The sequence below is a fragment of the Mesorhizobium sp. B2-1-3A genome, assembly GCF_006442655.1.
In the GTDB taxonomy this organism is placed as follows: domain Bacteria; phylum Pseudomonadota; class Alphaproteobacteria; order Rhizobiales; family Rhizobiaceae; genus Mesorhizobium.
Window position 1 is genome coordinate 158,901 of the sequence record NZ_VFWK01000001.1, and the last position, 16,680, is coordinate 175,580.

Below are 16,680 nucleotides of genomic sequence, written 5' to 3' on the forward strand. Positions count from 1 at the left end.
CCGCAGGAATTAATCCTACTCAGCCCACAGCTCGCGGCGCAGCTCCAGCCAGCTCTCCTTGTCGGGAGCGACCAGCAGGCCGCCGCCGACATGCGACGGCAGGTAAGGGCTGCCGTCGAAGCGCGCGGCATGGCCGCCGGCTTCGGCATGGATCAGCGCACCGGCGAGATGATCCCAGGGCATCAGCTTGTTGTAGACGACGAAATGGCCGTGGCCGCTGGCCAGCAAGCGGTATTCGTGGGCGGCGCAGCGGTAGTTGAACTGTGACAGCGTCTTGGTCTGGTTGCAGGCCAGCCGCGTGCGGTCCGGCTCGGCCATGTATTGCCACGAGACCGCGCCGGTCATCTCAGAGATCGGCACACTTGCGGCAACCCGCACCTGCTCCAGCGTGCCATGGGCATGGCGGATATGGCTGCCTGCTCCCTTGGCGCCGATCAGCCAATCCTTGCCGACCGGATCGTGGATGATGCCGGCGACCGTTTCACCCTTGACCACGACGGCAAGCATGACGCCAAACAGCGGAACACCGGAGGCGAAATTGAAGGTGCCGTCGACCGGGTCGATGACGAAGGCCAGATCGGCGTCACCCAAACCGTCGAGCAGTGCCGGGTCGTCGGAACAGGCTTCCTCGCCGACAACCATGGCCGAGGGATAGCGCTGGCGCAGCTTGGCGGTGATCAGCCGCTCGGCGTTGACGTCGGCTTCCGTCACCAGATCGGCGGCGGAGGTCTTCTGTCTGATGTCGCCATCGCCCAGCCGGCGAAAGCGGGGCATGATTTCGGTGTCGGCCGCCTCGGCCAACAGGCTGGCCAACCAGTCGATCGCGTTGTCGTCAAATGTCATCGGAAGCGTCTTGTCCTGTGATGAGGGTCTGGTTCAGGGCGGCGAAATCGAACAGTTTCCTGTCGAGCAGATGTGACGGCCTGGTGTTGGACAGCGCACGGATCATCGTGTCCTTGCGGCCGGGCATGCGCTTTTCGATGTCTTCCAGCATCGCCTTCATGGCATTGCGCTGGAGGCCTTCCTGGCTGCCGCACAGGTCGCAAGGGATGATCGGGAAGCGCATCGCCGCGGCGAATTTTTCGAGATCGATCTCGGCGTTGTAGCTCAGCGGCCGCAGCACCATGACGTCGCCTTCGTCGTTGAGCAGTTTTGGCGGCATGGCGGCGAGACGGCCGCCATGGAACAGGTTCATGAAGAAGGTCTCGAGAATGTCCTCGCGATGATGGCCGAGAACCAGCGCCGAACAGCCCTCCTCCCGCGCGATGCGGTAGAGATGACCACGCCGCAGCCGCGAGCAGAGCGAGCAATAGGTACTGCCCTGCGGCAGCTTGTCGGTGACGACCGAATAGGTGTCCTGGTACTCGATGCGGTGCGCAATGCCATTGGCGTTGAGGTAGTCCGGCAGGATGTGCTTGGGAAAATTCGGCTGGCCCTGGTCGAGATTGCAGGCCAGCAACTCGACCGGCAGCAGCCCGCGCCATTTGAGATCGAGCAAGATGGCGAGCAGGCCGTAGGAATCCTTGCCGCCCGACAGCGCGACCAGCCAGCGCTGGCCCCGCTCCACCATCGAGAAATCCTCGATCGCCTGGCGGGTCAGACGCAGCAGCCGCTTGCGCAGTTTGTTGAACTCGACCGAGGACGGCACATCGGCGAACAGCGGATGGGAGCCGCCTTCGGCGACCGGTTCAAGCGTCTCGATGTCTGGCAGCATATTCATGGCGCGGCGGCCCCGGAGATGTGACGTCCGCCCGGATTAGCGCATCGGTCGGAAAATCGAAACGGCAAAGCGGGATGCCAGAAACAAAAAGGCCGCCTCGAAGGCGGCCTTTCCGATATCGCAGAAAAGCGTTCGCTTAGCGCGAATAGAATTCGACGACCAGGTTCGGCTCCATCTGGACGGCGAACGGAACGTCCGCCAGGCCGGGAATGCGCGAGAAGGTCGCGACCATCTTGTTGTGATCGGCTTCGATGTAGTCCGGAACGTCGCGCTCGGCGAGGCCGACCGACTCCAGGACGATGACCAGCTGCTTCGACTTCTCGCGCACTTCGACGACGTCGCCCGGCTTGCAGCGGTACGAACCGATGTTGACGCGCTTGCCGTTGACGTTGATGTGGCCGTGGTTGACGAACTGACGGGCAGCAAAAATGGTCGGCACGAACTTGGCACGGTAAACGACCGCGTCGAGACGCGATTCGAGCAGGCCGATCAGGTTCTCCGAGGTGTCGCCCTTGCGGCGGTCGGCCTCTTCATAGACCTTGCGGAACTGCTTTTCCGAAACGTCACCATAGTGACCCTTCAGCTTCTGCTTGGCGCGCAGCTGCAGGCCGAAGTCGGAAAGCTTGCCCTTGCGGCGCTGGCCATGCTGGCCGGGGCCGTATTCACGCTTGTTGACCGGGGACTTCGGGCGGCCCCAGATGTTTTCGCCAAGACGGCGGTCGATCTTGTATTTCGCGGATTCGCGCTTGCTCATCGCATTCCCTTTTCAAAACAACACACCCGGCACCTCATGGTCCGGGTGAAGGAAACGCGCCCTCCTCTGGCCTCCGTTTTCGAGACCTGACAGGGTTTTCCCACGCAACGCGACGGAAAACCCACGGGACACGTCAGTTCAAACAAAACCAGAAACAACCAAGGCAACCGGTCTTGCGCATATAAAACAAACACCGGACATCGCTGCCCGGCGTTGGCGGGTGGTTAAACCGAGATTTAACCGGTGTCAAGCTTCCGCGTAGCTTGTCGTTGGCGCAACCATACAACGTTGACGACGTTGAGCAATGCCGGATGTGGCGGGAGGTTTTACGCCAACGGCACCAGGAAGGGACTGGACCTAGAGGAGTTCAATTAGCATGAAGAAGTTCTTCCTTACTCTGGCCGGTGCCGCGGTACTGGCCGGATCAATGGCGGTTGCGCCGGAGCCGGCGATGGCCCGTCATTGGCACGGCCACAAACAGGTCTGCCGCGTCATCGTCAAGAAGAGGGTGGTGTGGCGGCACGGCCATCGCAAGGTAATCGTGCAGAAGGTGCGGCGTTGCCACCGCTGGTAAGGCGAACAAAGCAGCAATCCGCGAGGGCCAGCGAACTGTCGCTGGCCCTTTTTATTCAATGATTGCCGGAGCTTGGCTTCAAGCCCTCAATCCTTGGATTTTTCAATCCTTGGATTTTTTCTCCGGCAGCCCTTTGCGCTTCGTCTCGGCGAATTCCTCGAGCTGTTGTTCGCTCATCGATTCGTACATTTCGCGAGAGGCGCCTTTGAGTTCGCTCTTCCTGGTCTCGCCGCGCTTGGCGGAGAGCGCGGCGCCGGCGGCTTTCTGCTGGGCTTTCGAGGTGGCAGGCATGACGGTTTCTCCTTTTCTGTCAGGACAAACGCCGTGCTTCGGCGGCAGTTCCAGCGCCGATGGCCCAGCTCCTCGTCCGGATCAGGCGACCGGCTTTGGCGATTTCGTTCGCAGTCTTCCCGTGTCCGGAACTCCAGTGTAGGACGGCTGAATGAAGTCTCTGACGGACCCCTCACAAGCTCTCTCCTCCGGCCTGACGAAAATCCGCACCGAATTCCACGTGCCGGCTGGATTTCCAGCTGACGTAATGGCCGCGGCGGACGCAGCGGCCAGAAATGTGCCGAACCAGCATGCCGATCGAACTGACATGCCCTTCGTCACGCTCGATCCAGCAGCCTCCACCGATCTTGACCAGGCGTTCTCGATCGAGGCGAGCGGCAGCGATCTTCTGCTGCATTATGCGATTGCCGACGTGGCCTGGTTCGTCGAGGACGGTGACGCGATCGATCTCGAAGCCTGGACGCGGGGCGAGACGTTTTACTTGCCGGACGGCAAGGCCGGGCTCTACCCGCCGGCCCTTGCCGAGGGTGCGGCGAGCCTGTTGCCGGATGGACCGCGTCCCGCTGTTATCTTCACCGTCCGGGTCGCTGAAGACGGCGCGACGAAATTGGACGGCGCGGAGCGGGCAATCATTCGAAGCCGCGCGAAGCTAGCCTATGACAGCGTGAAGGCTTCCGACGTTCCGGCTGGCTTCGCTGAAATGGCGCGGCGCATGGCGATGAACGAAAAACGTCGTGGCGCGTCACGCGTCGACCCACCCGAGCAGGAGGTTGAAAGGCTCGCCGATGGCACATTCCGGCTGTCGTTCAGACCGCTCCTGCAATCCGAACAGGACAATGCCGCGCTTTCGCTGGCCGCCAACATAGCGATCGCCGACGCCATGCTTGCGCACAAGACCGGGCTGTTCCGCGTGATGTCTGGGCCGGACGCCTCCAAGGTGCAGAGACTTCGCAACGCGGCACAGGCGCTCGGCTTGTCCTGGCCGGCCTCAACCAGCCTGCGCGACTACCAGCGCACGCTCGATCCAGCTGACCCGAAACAGGCGGCGTTGATGCTGGAAATCCGCCGCGCAGGCAACGGCGCCTCCTACCAGCCCTACCAGGAAGGTGTCGTTCCCTGGCACGAGGCGATGGCCGCGACCTATGCCCACGCCACCGCGCCGCTCAGGCGGCTGGCCGACCGCTATGTCGTGCGCTGCGCGCTGGCAATCGCCAACGGCCAGCCCGTGCCGCAACCTGTCACCGATGCGTTCGCCAAATTGCCGAAGGTAATGGGACGTGCGGATAGCCGTGCTTCCCAGATCAACCATGCGGCCATCGACCTTGCAGAGGCGGTCATGCTCGGGGGACGCGAGGGGGAAACGTTCAAAGCCGCAGTCACCGACTTCGTCGACCATGGCGTACGCGTTCAGCTTGCCGACATGCCAGTCGTTGCCACGGTGAAGGCCACCGGGTTCAGGCAGGGTGACAGTCTGACGCTAAGGCTGGCCTCGGCCGATCCGGATCAACGCAGCATCGTCTTCGAACCTGTTTAAGCGGCGGACGTTTCCACCACCAACCCAAAGCCCTGCATCAGCCGGCTGACGGCGAAATCCGCCTTGCCTGAGGTGAAGACTGCGATATCGGGTTCGCCTTGCGGCAGCGCCCCATCGACGAGCGGCAGCAGTGAAAGCGCTCGCCTGGCGATCGCTTCGGCCGGATCGATCCAGTCGACGGGCCAGGGCGCGGTCTTGCGCATGCGGTTGACCAGGAACGGATAATGCGTGCAGGCGAGCACGACGATGTCGGTCCGCATGCCGTCACGCTCGATGAAGCAAGGCGCGATCTCGGCTCGCACGGCCTCCTCGTCGACAAAGCCCTCGCGCATATAGACCTCGGCAAGACCCGCCAGCCTGTCGCTGCCAACCAGGCGGACATGGCATTTCTGCGCCCACTTGCTGATCAGGTCGCGTGTGTATTGCCGTTTCACCGTGCCCGGCGTCGCCAGCACCGAGACCAGGCCCGAGCGGGTGCGCTCCGCCGCCGGCTTGACGGCCGGCACGGTGCCGACAAAGGGATGGCCGGGAAAGGCATCGCGCAAGGCGTCGATCACCAGCGTCGAGGCGGTGTTGCAGGCGATGACGGAAATCGCCGGCGTGAACCTGTCGAGCAGTTTGGCGAAGAGATCGAGTATGTGGGTGCGCAACGCCGGTTCTTCCCAGGCGCCGAAGGGAAAGGCGGCGTCGTCGGCGACATAGATGAAGCGCCGGTCCGGCATCAGCACGCGCGCCTCGCGCAGCACGGTCAGCCCGCCGACGCCGGAATCGAACATCAGGATCGGCAGATCAGTCATTGTCGGTTCCCTTGCCGCCCAGCGGCGGTGCGTCCTCATCGTCACCGGCAGGCCGGTGCGCCGGGCGATCGGCTTCCGCCTTGCCGGCGCGCGCGGCGGCCGGAAGCCGCCTGGGATCATCGCCCGGCGAACCATCGCCGCGCGGCATCGCCGGCGAGAACCTGTCGAGGGACGAGATGATGCCGCGCAGCACCTTGAGCTCCGGCTCGGCAAAGCCGGCACGCGTCAGCACGGCACGCAGATTGTCGACCATTTTCGGCTTCTTCGGCGCTGGCCGGAAATAGCCGCGCGCCTCGAGCGCGCCTTCCAGATAGGCGAACAGGCCGTGCAATTCTTCCTTGCTGGCCGGCTTCATCTCCGGACCGGAAAAATTGGTCCTGGTCTCGTCCTCCAGGCCCGACTTCATCCACTCATAGGACATCAGCAAGGCCGCCTGGGCTATGTTGAGCGAGGAGAAATCGGGATCGACGGGAAAGGTGACGATCTCGTCGGCAAGCCCGACTTCGTCATTGTAGAGGCCGAAGCGCTCGCGGCCGAACAGGATGCCTGTGCGCTGCCCCATGCCGTGACGGGCGCGGAGCACCCTGCCCGCTTCCACGGGGCCGCGCACGGCCTTGAAGCCGTCGCGCTGCCTGGCGGTGGTGGCGAAAACGAAATTCAAATCGGCAAGCGCCGAGGCAAGATCGTCGAACACTTTCACGGCGTCTATGACATGGTCGGCGCGGCTGGCGGCGGCGCGCGCCTTCTCGCTCGGCCAGCCGTCGCGCGGATTGACCAGGCGCAGTTCGACCAGGCCGAAATTGGCCATGGCGCGGGCGACCATGCCGATGTTCTCGCCAAGCTGCGGCTCGACCAGGATGATCGCCGGGCCGGCGGGTGGGATGTTATCGGGATCTTTGGTGACGGGCATGATTGTCAAAGAACTGCTGTTTGCGGCATTTCAGCGTCCCCTGCCATATTCGGCCGCGAAAATGAAGCATTCGCAAATGACGGCAGCCATTGCCTCGCATTCGTGACCGATCGCCGTTTGCGCGGCCAAAAACCCTTTGATATACGGGCGGCATCTCCCGGCCGAACGCCACGCGGGCAAGGCCGTCCCATATCCCAGCAACGAGGCATTCTTTCCATGGCGAAGATCAAGGTGGCGAACCCGGTCGTCGAACTCGACGGCGACGAGATGACCCGCATCATCTGGCAGTTCATCAAGGACAAGCTGATCCACCCTTATCTCGACCTGAAGCTGGAATATTACGACCTCGGCATCGAGCACCGCGACGCCACCAACGACCAGGTGACGATCGATTCGGCCAACGCCATCAAGAAATACGGGGTCGGCGTGAAATGCGCGACCATTACCCCCGACGAACAGCGCGTCGAGGAATTCAAGCTGAAGAAGATGTGGAAGTCGCCGAACGGCACGATCCGCAACATCCTCGGCGGCACCATCTTCCGCGAGCCGATCATCATGAAGAACGTGCCGCGCCTGGTGCCCGGCTGGACCAAGCCGATCATCGTCGGCCGCCACGCCTTCGGCGACCAGTACCGCGCCACCGATTTCCGCTTCCCCGGCAAGGGCAAGCTGACGATCAAGTTCGTCGGCGAGGACGGAAAGGTAATCGAGCACGACGTATTCGATGCGCCCGGCGCCGGTGTCGCCATGGCCATGTACAATCTCGACGAGTCGATCCGCGAATTCGCCCGCGCCTCGCTGAATTACGGCCTGCTGCGCAACTATCCGGTCTATCTCTCGACCAAGAACACCATCCTCAAGGCCTATGACGGCCGCTTCAAGGACATCTTCCAGGAAGTCTACGAGGCTGAATTCGAGGCCGAGTTCAAGTCGAAGAAGCTGTGGTACGAGCACCGGCTGATCGACGACATGGTGGCCTCCAGCCTGAAATGGTCGGGCGGCTATGTCTGGGCCTGCAAGAACTATGACGGCGACGTGCAGTCCGACACGGTGGCGCAAGGTTTTGGCTCACTCGGCCTGATGACCTCGGTGCTGATGACGCCGGACGGCAAGACGGTGGAAGCGGAAGCCGCGCACGGCACCGTCACCCGCCACTATCGCCAGCACCAGAAGGGCGAGGAAACCTCGACCAATTCGATCGCCTCAATCTTCGCGTGGACGCGCGGCCTCGCGCACCGCGCCAAGCTCGATGACAATGCCGAGTTGAAGCGCTTTGCCGAGACGCTGGAAAAGGTCTGCATCCAGACCGTCGAGAGCGGCTTCATGACCAAGGACCTGTCGCTCTTGATCGGCCCGGACCAGCCCTGGCTCTCGACCACCGGCTTCCTCGACAAGATCGACGAGAATTTGCAGAAGGCGATGGCGTAAGTACTCGCAGCTCTACACCCCGAAGGCTCCGAAAGGAGCCTTCGTTTTTTGGGCCGATGAAAGCGACGAAGGGCCGGCAGCATGACCAAGCCAATCCTCTACGGCGCGGACTACAGTGTCTATGTGCGCATCGCGCGGATGACGCTGGAGGAAAAAGGCGTCGCTTACGAACTCTTCCCGCTCGACATCTTCGCAGCCGAAGGCATCCCGGCCTGGTATCTGGAGCATCACCCGTTCGGCCGCATCCCAGCCTTCGAGCATGACGGGTTTCGGCTCTTCGAGACGAATGCGATCGCGCGCTATGTCGACGAAGCCTTCGACGGCCCGGCGCTGCAGCCCGCCGATCCACGCGGCCGCGCCAGGATGGGCCAGATGACAGGCATGCTCGACGCCTATGGCTATCGCGCCATGGTCTGGGACGTCGCCGTCGAGCGGCTGGAAAAGGCGGAGCCGGATGAGAGCCTGATCGCGGGCAGCCTGCGGCAGGCGGAGACGGTGCTGAAAGTGCTGAGCTCGCTCAAGCCACCGGGGCCGTGGCTGCTCGGCGATCAGGTGACGCTGGCCGATTTGCATGCGGCGCCGATCATCGGCTATTTCCTCAAGGTTGCCGAAGGCCAAAAGCTGCTGGCGCAGTTCTCCGACATCCAAGGCTGGTACACGCGCATTGCCGCTCGTCCGAGCTTTGCTCGCACCGAAAAAATCGGCTGATAAGTATTGAGACGTCCGCGGGACAGCGCCCCCCTCTGTCCTGCCGGACAGAGGGGGGCGCTGTCCCGCCAACCGTTGCGATAAATTCAGCCGCTCGCCTACGCCGCTTCGAGTGCCGCCCTTACAGCTGCAATCGCATCATTGGCCTTCGAGGCATCCGGGCCGCCGGCCTGGGCCATATCAGGCCGCCCGCCACCGCCCTGCCCACCCAAGGCGGCGGAGGCCACGCGCACCAGGTCCACCGCGCTGAAGCGACCGACGAGGTCATCGGTCACCGCGACCACGACGCTTGCCTTGTTGTCCTCGCCGGCGCCGACGAAGACGACGACGCCGGAACCGAGCGAGGTCTTGCCGGCATCCGCCAGCGGCTTCAGATCCTTCGGCGACACTCCGGAGACCGCCTTGCCGAGGAAGCCGATGCCCGCGACCGTCTCGTTCTCCGAAGGCGCGCCGGCCGCCGCACCGCCGCCGAGCGCCAGCTTCTTGCGCGCTTCGGTGAGTTCCTTCTCGAGCTTCTTGCGCTCCTCAAGCAAAGCCTCGACGCGCGCCGGCACGTCGGCGGGCGAGATTTTCAGCACGGCTGCCGCCGTCTTCAGCCGCCGATCCTGCTCATCGAGATGTTTTCTGGCCGCCTCGCCGGTCAACGCCTCGATGCGGCGCACGCCGGCTGCAACCGCGCTGTCGGAGACGACACGCACCAGGCCGATATCTCCGGTCGCCCTGACATGGGTGCCGCCGCAGAGTTCGACCGAATAGGGCCGGTTGGCCTTGGCACCATGCAGCCCGGTGCCCATCGACACGACGCGCACTTCATCGCCATACTTCTCGCCGAACAGCGCCATGGCGCCCTCGGCGATGGCGTCGTCGACCGACATCAGGCGCGTGGTCACCGGGCCGTTCTGCACGACGATTTCGTTGGCCATGCGCTCGACCTCTTCGAGTTCCTCGGTCGAAATCGGCTTGTTGTGCGAGATGTCGAAGCGCAGGCGCTCCGGCGCGACGAGCGAGCCCTTCTGCGCGACATGGGTGCCCAGCACCTCGCGCAGCGCCTCATGGATCAGGTGGGTGGCGGAGTGGTTCGCACGCAGCCTGGAGCGCCTGTTATGGTCGACCTTGAGCTCAACGGCAGCGCCCATCTTGACCGTGCCGCTCGCCACCTTGCCCAGATGCACGAATAGCCCATCCGCCTTCTTCTGCGTATCGGAGATTTCGATCGAGAAGCCTTCGCCTGAAATGACGCCGGTATCGCCCATCTGGCCGCCGGATTCGCCATAGAATGGCGTCTGGTTGACGACCACCGCAACCGCGTCACCCTTGTCGGCGCTGTCGACGGTCTTGCCGTCCCGCACCAACGCCTGGATGAGGCCTTCCGCAGCTTCAGTCTCGTAGCCGAGGAATTCGGTGGCGCCGGTCTGTTCGCGCACCGAGAACCACACCGTCTCGGTCGCGGCCTCGCCAGACCCCGTCCAGTGCTTGCGCGCCTCGGCCTTCTGCTGCTCCATCGCATTGGTGAAGCCGGCAAGATCGACCGAGATGCTGCGCTGGCGCAGCGCGTCCTGCGTCAGGTCGAGCGGGAAGCCATAGGTGTCGTAGAGCTTGAAGGCCGTCTCGCCATCCAGCATGTCGCCGGCATGCAGCGTTTCCGTCGCCTCGGAGAGCAGGCCGAGGCCGCGCACCAGCGTCTTGCGGAAGCGCGTCTCCTCGAGCTTCAGCGTTTCCGTGATCAACTGTTCGCCGCGCAGCAATTCGGGATAGGCCTGGCCCATCTCGCGCACCAGAGCCGGCACCAGCTTCCACATCAGAGGCTCGCTCGCCCCGAGCAACTGCGCGTGGCGCATGGCGCGGCGCATGATGCGGCGCAGCACATAGCCACGGCCTTCGTTCGACGGCAGCACGCCGTCGGCGACCAGGAAGGAGGACGAGCGCAAATGATCGGCAATGACACGGTAGGACGCGACTGTTTCGGCATCCGGAGCGCGCCCAAGCGCGGAAGACGCCGCATCGATGAGGTGACGGAACAGATCGGTCTCGAAAACGCTTTCCACGCCCTGCAGGATGGACGCCATGCGCTCCAGGCCCATGCCGGTGTCGATCGACGGACGCGGCAGGTCGATGCGCTCCTCCTTCGTCACCTGTTCATATTGCATGAACACCAGGTTCCAGAATTCGAGGAATCGGTCGCCATCCTCTTCCGGGCTGCCGGGAGGGCCACCCCAGATGTGCTCACCACGATCGATGAAGATTTCCGAGCACGGCCCACAAGGACCGGTGTCGCCCATCGCCCAGAAATTATCCGAGGTCGGGATGCGGATGATGCGGTCGTCCGAGAAACCGGCGATCTTCTTCCAGAAGCCCGCCGCCTCATCGTCCGTGTGGTAGACGGTGACCAGCAGCTTGTCCTTCTTCAGCCCGAACTCTTTGGTGATCAGGTTCCAGGCAAGCTCGATGGCGCGCTCCTTGAAATAGTCGCCAAAGGAGAAATTGCCGAGCATCTCGAAGAAGGTCAGGTGGCGCGCGGTGTAGCCGACATTGTCGAGGTCGTTGTGCTTGCCGCCGGCGCGAACGCTCTTCTGGGCGGTGGTGGCGCGCGAATAGGACCGCTTCTCCAAACCGGTGAAGACGTTCTTGAACTGCACCATGCCGGCATTGGTGAACATCAATGTCGGATCGTTGCGCGGCACGAGCGGGCTCGAGGCCACGACCTCGTGGCCCTCCTTGCGGAAATAGTCGAGAAATGTCGACCGAATCTCGTTCACGCCACTCATGACTGCTGCCTTTTCGCGAAAACCGCCGGCGCGGCCGGCGGAAACTGGTCTCTGCTTTTTAGAAGATTGACTTGGCCTTTTAGCGGGCACGCCGCACCCTGTCCAGAAACACGGAATTAGGCCAATCCATTGCACGTCGCCCAAAACGACCTCGGTTTTGGCAGAGCGACATGCATGAGAATAAAGACCTGAAGCGCGTCGCGTGAATCCACTCAGGCGCGAAGCGCTTCAGGAGCTTATCAGGCCGGCTCCACACCGCCCAAAAACAAAAACCGCCGGCTCGAAGGCCAGCGGTTTTGAACGCGGTACTAAAGAACTCGATTACTTAAGCATCAGGTCATAAGCCGACTTTATGGCCGAACTCTGGCCGTTGCCTTACATCGCGCCGGCTTCGTCCTCAAAACCGTCGTCGCCGTTGCCTTCGGAGCCACCATTCTCGAGGAATTTCTCGGCGATCAGACCGGCATTCTGTCTCAGTGCCAGTTCGATCTCGCGCGCGGTATCGGGATTGTCGCGCAGGAACAGTTTTGCATTTTCGCGGCCCTGGCCGAGACGCTGCGAATTGTAGGAGAACCAGGCACCCGACTTCTCGACCACGCCGGCCTTGACGCCGAGATCGACCAGTTCGCCGGTCTTGGAGACGCCCTCGCCATACATGATGTCGAACTCGACCACCTTGAAGGGCGGCGCCAACTTGTTCTTGACGACCTTGACGCGGGTCTGGTTGCCGACGACCTCGTCGCGATCCTTGACCGAGCCGATGCGGCGGATGTCGAGGCGCACCGATGCATAGAATTTCAGCGCGTTGCCGCCGGTCGTGGTCTCGGGCGAACCGAACATGACGCCGATCTTCATGCGGATCTGGTTGATGAAGATGACCATGGTGTTGGAGCGCGAGATCGAGGCGGTCAGCTTGCGCAACGCCTGGCTCATCAGGCGGGCCTGCAGGCCGGGCAGCGAATCGCCCATCTCGCCCTCGATTTCGGCACGCGGCGTCAGCGCCGCGACCGAATCGACTACCAGCACGTCGATGGCGCCGGAACGCACCAGCGTGTCGCAGATCTCCAGCGCCTGCTCGCCGGTGTCGGGCTGCGAGATCAGCAGGTTTTCCAGATCGACACCGAGCTTGCGGGCATAGACCGGATCGAGCGCATGCTCGGCATCGACGAAGGCGCAGATGCCGCCCTTCTTCTGGGCTTCGGCCACAGTATGCAGCGCCAGCGTCGTCTTGCCCGAGCTTTCGGGCCCGTAGATCTCGATGATGCGGCCGCGCGGCAGGCCACCAACGCCGAGCGCGATGTCGAGGCCGAGCGAACCGGTCGGCACCGTTTCGATCTCGACGACCTGCTCGTTGGCGCCGAGCCGCATGATCGAGCCCTTGCCGAAAGCCCGCTCGATTTGCGACAGAGCCGCATCCAGAGCCTTTGATTTGTCCACTGCCTTATCCTCTACAAGCCGCAAAGAATTCTGAGCCATGATACATCACCCCTTGGTCGTCAATGAAGGCCGGACAATCCGTAATCCCTGGCATTTTGTACCTTTTTTGTTCTCATTTGGCAAGAGGCAACAAGCATTTGAAAAACAAGCGATATCCGGATTTGTTCTTTTTTCGTCCCAGAAACGCGGGCAGCAACCCACCTCGCATTAGGCCAGCCGGCACCGCTGTCCCGGCCTGCCGAATCGCTGCCTTGCATGCGAAGCTCTGTCGCGCAGCCTAGCGCTTGTGCGGCTGCAACAACAAAGGTCATATCGCCGCCATGGTGAAATCCGCAGAGATACTGGCCGTGGGCGGGGCCCATATCGACCGGCGCGGCCAGGTGTCCGGCCTCTACGTGCCGGCCGCGTCCAACCCCGGCACGATGCGCGAAGATGTCGGCGGCGGCGTCTTCAACGCGCTGCGCAGCACAGTGCTGCGCGGCGTCTCCGCTTCGCTGCTTTCGATGCGGGGCGGCGATGCGGCGGGCGACACCGTTTCCCGCGCCATAGCCAAGGCAGGGATCGCCGATCTGTCGGCGGTGTTCCTTGACCGCACGACACCGAGCTATACCGCGTTGATCGATCGCGAAGGCGAGTTGATAGTCGGCTTTGCCGACATGGCGCTGTACGATCTGGCGTTTCCCAAGCAGATCCGCCGATCCAAGGTGCGGGAGGCGATCTTGGCCGCCGACGCCATCCTGTGTGACGCCAATCTGCCATCGGCGGCACTGGAGCGGCTGGTTTCGCTTGCCGCCGGCAAGCCCGTATTCGCCATTGCCATTTCGCCGGCCAAGATCGTGCGCCTGAAGCCGGTGCTCGGCAATCTGGCCGTCGTCTTCATGAACCAGCGCGAGGCCCTCGCGCTGGCAGGCCTGGACGGCGCGGCTTCCCAGCGGGGCATCGTTGACGGTTTGAAGCGCGCCGGCCTCACCAGCGCTGTGGTGACGGCGGGCATCGGCCCGGTGCTGGGTTTTGATCGCGACGGCACGTTTGCCATCAAGCCGCCGGCCCCGAGGAAAGTTGTGGACGTCACCGGCGCGGGAGATGCGCTGGCCGGGGCAACGGTCGCCGCCTTGCTGCGCGGCATGCCCTTGCGGGCGGCGTTGCGGGAAGGCGTCGCCGCGGCAACGCTGGCCATCGAGAGCGCCGACGCCGTTCCCGATTTCACCGCGGCCGCCTTCATGGAAGCGCTGGCCCTTGTGCCCGATGTGCAGGAAGTGGCATGAGACCGGCAAATTCATAGTACCGGAGTGCCGCCGCACGCACCTTGATGGATGCATGCACACCGGATTGGAGACCTGAGATGACCCCGGAAACCGCCCGCCCCTTCATCGATATCCACGCGCCGGTGGCGCAAGCCCTGGCCGCCGGCCGGCCGGTGGTGGCGCTGGAAAGCACCATCATCACCCATGGCATGCCCTACCCCGACAATGGCGCCATGGCGGCGAACGTCGAGAAGATCATCAGCGACGGTGGTGCCGTGCCGGCAACGATCGCCGTGGTCGGCGGGCGCATCAAGATCGGCCTTTCCGATGGCGAGCGCGAATCGCTGGCCATGACCGGCGACGCCATGAAGCTGTCGCGCGCCGACCTCGGCTTCGCCGTCGCGCAAGGGCGCACCGGGGGCACCACGGTCGCCGCGACGATGATCGCCGCCCATATGGTCGGGATAAAAGTGTTCGCCACCGGCGGCATTGGCGGCGTGCACAAGGGAGCGGAAAAGAGCTTCGATATTTCGGCCGACCTCGACGAACTGGCGCGCACGCCGGTCATCGTCGTCTCGGCCGGCGCCAAAGCCATCCTCGACATCGAAAAAACGCTGGAAGTGCTGGAGACGCGCGGCGTGCCTGTCATCGGCCACAGCTGCGAGACAATGCCCGCCTTCTGGTCGCGGCAGTCGCCGTTCCGTGCGCCTCTCACCTTGTACAAGCCGAAAGACATCGCGCATTTCTACCAGACCCGGGCTGCGCTTGGGCTCGGCGGCGGCATGCTGATCGCCAACCCGGTGCCGCAGGACCACGAAATCCCGGCCGAAGAGATGGCGGGCTACATCGAAGCGGCGCAAAAGGCCGCCGAGGCTCTGCACGTGACCGGCAAGGCGGTGACGCCGTTCCTGCTATCGAAGATCCTGGAGCTCACCGGCGGCCGCAGCCTGAAGACCAACATCGCGCTGGTCGAAAACAATGCGAGGCTGGCGGCCGAGATCGCAAAGGCGCTGTAGGTTCGCGCGGCTATTTGCCGGCGCGCCTTCCAGCCTCATAGGCGCGGCGTGCCCATACCGTCATCTCGTCCGGATCGTCAAAGGCACTGTCGGGAATGCTCCAATAGGGCATGGCGACCAGCTTGCCGTGGCGCGAGCCGGTATAGGTCCATTGCTTGCAGCCCTCGGCTTCGAAGTCGGGCGCGCTTTGCTCGTCGGCCTTCAGCAGCAATTCGCCGCGCAGCACGATGGCGACGATGACGCCGTCGAAATAGATGCCCTTGCCGCCGAACAGCCTGCGGACGCTGACCGGGCCGAGGCCGGCGAACAGTTCGGCGATGCGTTCATTGTCCATGCCGCGATCATGTCACCGGCATTTGACATTGTCATCGCGCAACCAAGATCATGCTGACAGGTTGAGATCATTCCGTCGGAGTTTTTTGTCATGCCGCTTCTGCTCAAGGGATCCTGCCGCTGCAACGCCGTGCGTTTCGAGGTGGAAAGCCACACGCCGGTGCCATTCATGCTTTGCTACTGCTCGATCTGCCGCAAGCAGCAGGGCGGCGGCGGTTTCGCCATCAATCTCGGCGCCGACTACGAAACGCTGAACATCAGGGGCAAGAGGAGCCTTGGCGTCTACCGTGCCGAGATCGAGGACGACGAACATCCCCATTGCGAGGTCTCGACCGGCGAACGCAATTTCTGCCGCAAATGCGGGTCGGCGCTCTGGCTCTACGATCCGACCTGGCCGGAACTGGTGCATCCCTTCGCCTCGGCGATCGACAGCGACCTGCCGAAACCGCCTGAAAAGGTGCACCTGATGCTGAAATACAAGGCGAACTGGGTCGAACCCGAGATCGGCAAGCGCGACAAGATGTTCGACGTCTATCCGGAAGAATCGATCGCCGACTGGCACAAGCGGACGGGTATGTGGGTGGAGTAGTGTTCTTCGCCCCGTAAGCAGGACGAAGGAAGGATCAGGCCGAGGCGCGCGCCTCTGCCAGTGCCTTGAGATCCGCCGGCTTCAGTTCGACGGATTCGCCGCAGCCGCAAGCAGAACTCTGGTTCGGGTTGTGGAAGGTGAAGCCGGTGCGCAGCGTCGTCTGCTCGAAATCCATCTCGGTACCGAACAGGAAGAGCGCCGCCTCCGGCGCGACATAGACATGGGCGCCATCGCGCTCGATATGGTCGTCCTTGGTGTTGGGTTCGGTCACCAGGTCGACCGTGTATTCCATGCCGGCGCAGCCGCCCTTCTTGATGCCGAGGCGAATGCCATGCGCATTGTCGCGGGTCGCGACGATCTCGCGCACCCGCTCGGCGGCCTTTTCGGTCATCGTGATGACGGCGAAGCGTCCCATTCTCTTTCCTTCTCCATTCCATGCAGGTTCAAGGCCTGCCGAATGATTCCTCACCTAAAATGGTGAAGTTTTACCACTGGCGCAAGTGTACCAACCTCGACTTGCCTAAAGCGTGACGCGCTTTAGGTTTTTGTTTTTTGCATGTCGTTGCCCAAAAACCGAGGT

Annotated in this window: 17 protein-coding genes; 7 read left to right on the forward strand and 10 right to left on the reverse strand. The window is 63.1% G+C overall.

Annotated elements, in window-relative coordinates:
- Positions 1–15: 15 nt before the first annotated feature.
- The 3 genes from FJ977_RS00890 to rpsD all read right to left on the reverse strand — a co-directional run bounded on the left by FJ977_RS00890 (position 16) and on the right by rpsD (position 2,474).
- Entirely contained in the window at positions 16–843 is an 828-nt protein-coding gene (locus tag FJ977_RS00890) for an inositol monophosphatase family protein (RefSeq protein ID WP_140767830.1), read from the reverse strand.
- Positions 833–1,720 carry a tRNA 2-thiocytidine(32) synthetase TtcA gene (gene ttcA / locus FJ977_RS00895; RefSeq protein ID WP_140767831.1) on the reverse strand — a complete coding sequence of 296 codons (888 nt, stop codon included), beginning with the start codon at positions 1,718–1,720 and terminating at the stop codon, positions 833–835. The genes FJ977_RS00890 and ttcA overlap by 11 nt, the downstream gene beginning before the upstream one ends.
- Positions 1,721–1,856: 136 nt before the next feature.
- Complete coding sequence (gene rpsD / locus FJ977_RS00900) at positions 1,857–2,474, reverse strand: 30S ribosomal protein S4 (protein ID WP_056562236.1); 618 nt, start codon at positions 2,472–2,474, stop codon at positions 1,857–1,859.
- 376 nt (positions 2,475–2,850) lie between these two features.
- Between rpsD and FJ977_RS00905 the strand changes: the two genes are divergently transcribed.
- A complete protein-coding gene (locus FJ977_RS00905; RefSeq protein WP_140767832.1) occupies positions 2,851–3,048 on the forward strand; it encodes a hypothetical protein in 198 nt (65 codons plus the stop codon).
- 102 nt (positions 3,049–3,150) lie between these two features.
- Here the strand turns inward: FJ977_RS00905 and FJ977_RS00910 are convergent, their stop codons facing one another.
- Complete coding sequence (locus tag FJ977_RS00910) at positions 3,151–3,339, reverse strand: DUF3008 family protein (protein WP_140767833.1); 189 nt, start codon at positions 3,337–3,339, stop codon at positions 3,151–3,153.
- A 151-nt stretch (positions 3,340–3,490) separates the two neighbouring features.
- Here FJ977_RS00910 and FJ977_RS00915 point away from each other — a divergent pair, with 151 nt between their 5' ends.
- Positions 3,491–4,873, forward strand: a complete 1,383-nt coding sequence (locus tag FJ977_RS00915; RefSeq protein WP_140767834.1) for an RNB domain-containing ribonuclease — start codon at positions 3,491–3,493, stop codon at positions 4,871–4,873.
- Here FJ977_RS00915 and murI read toward each other — a convergent pair.
- Together murI and FJ977_RS00925 are read right to left on the reverse strand one after the other, a co-directional pair.
- A complete protein-coding gene (murI, locus tag FJ977_RS00920; RefSeq protein WP_140767835.1) occupies positions 4,870–5,670 on the reverse strand; it encodes a glutamate racemase in 801 nt (266 codons plus the stop codon). The genes FJ977_RS00915 and murI overlap by 4 nt on opposite strands.
- Positions 5,663–6,580, reverse strand: coding sequence for an RNA methyltransferase (locus FJ977_RS00925; protein WP_140767836.1), 918 nt, complete (start codon positions 6,578–6,580; stop codon positions 5,663–5,665). The genes murI and FJ977_RS00925 overlap by 8 nt, the downstream gene beginning before the upstream one ends.
- Before the next feature lie 216 nt (positions 6,581–6,796).
- On the opposite strand from FJ977_RS00925, the gene FJ977_RS00930 reads away from it, so the two are divergent.
- Together FJ977_RS00930 and FJ977_RS00935 are read left to right on the forward strand one after the other, a co-directional pair.
- Positions 6,797–8,008: an NADP-dependent isocitrate dehydrogenase gene (locus tag FJ977_RS00930; protein WP_032930036.1), complete on the forward strand. Its 1,212-nt coding sequence runs from the start codon at positions 6,797–6,799 to the stop codon at positions 8,006–8,008.
- A gap of 81 nt (positions 8,009–8,089) precedes the next feature.
- The gene (locus FJ977_RS00935) at positions 8,090–8,716 is read left to right on the forward strand and encodes a glutathione S-transferase family protein (protein ID WP_140767837.1); all 627 of its coding nucleotides are present in this window, start codon (positions 8,090–8,092) and stop codon (positions 8,714–8,716) included.
- Positions 8,717–8,814: 98 nt separating this feature from the next.
- Here the strand turns inward: FJ977_RS00935 and alaS are convergent, their stop codons facing one another.
- Both alaS and recA read right to left on the reverse strand, forming a co-directional pair.
- Entirely contained in the window at positions 8,815–11,481 is a 2,667-nt protein-coding gene (gene alaS / locus FJ977_RS00940; protein WP_140767838.1) for an alanine--tRNA ligase, read from the reverse strand.
- Between the two features lie 375 nt (positions 11,482–11,856).
- Complete coding sequence (gene recA, locus FJ977_RS00945) at positions 11,857–12,957, reverse strand: recombinase RecA (protein WP_013895892.1); 1,101 nt, start codon at positions 12,955–12,957, stop codon at positions 11,857–11,859.
- Between the two features lie 281 nt (positions 12,958–13,238).
- Between recA and FJ977_RS00950 the strand changes: the two genes are divergently transcribed.
- Positions 13,239–14,183: a carbohydrate kinase family protein gene (locus tag FJ977_RS00950; protein WP_140767839.1), complete on the forward strand. Its 945-nt coding sequence runs from the start codon at positions 13,239–13,241 to the stop codon at positions 14,181–14,183.
- A gap of 77 nt (positions 14,184–14,260) precedes the next feature.
- Complete coding sequence (locus tag FJ977_RS00955; protein WP_140767840.1) at positions 14,261–15,178, forward strand: pseudouridine-5'-phosphate glycosidase; 918 nt, start codon at positions 14,261–14,263, stop codon at positions 15,176–15,178.
- Between the two features lie 10 nt (positions 15,179–15,188).
- Here FJ977_RS00955 and FJ977_RS00960 read toward each other — a convergent pair whose 3' ends face one another.
- The gene (locus FJ977_RS00960) at positions 15,189–15,512 is read right to left on the reverse strand and encodes a TfoX/Sxy family protein (protein WP_140767841.1); all 324 of its coding nucleotides are present in this window, start codon (positions 15,510–15,512) and stop codon (positions 15,189–15,191) included.
- Between the two features lie 90 nt (positions 15,513–15,602).
- Here FJ977_RS00960 and FJ977_RS00965 point away from each other — a divergent pair, with 90 nt between their 5' ends.
- Positions 15,603–16,100 (forward strand): GFA family protein, encoded by a 498-nt coding sequence (locus tag FJ977_RS00965; RefSeq protein WP_140767842.1) that lies wholly within the window; start codon positions 15,603–15,605, stop codon positions 16,098–16,100.
- 34 nt (positions 16,101–16,134) lie between these two features.
- Here FJ977_RS00965 and sufA read toward each other — a convergent pair whose 3' ends face one another.
- Positions 16,135–16,515: a Fe-S cluster assembly scaffold SufA gene (sufA, locus tag FJ977_RS00970; RefSeq protein WP_140767843.1), complete on the reverse strand. Its 381-nt coding sequence runs from the start codon at positions 16,513–16,515 to the stop codon at positions 16,135–16,137.
- Positions 16,516–16,680 lie beyond the last annotated feature (165 nt).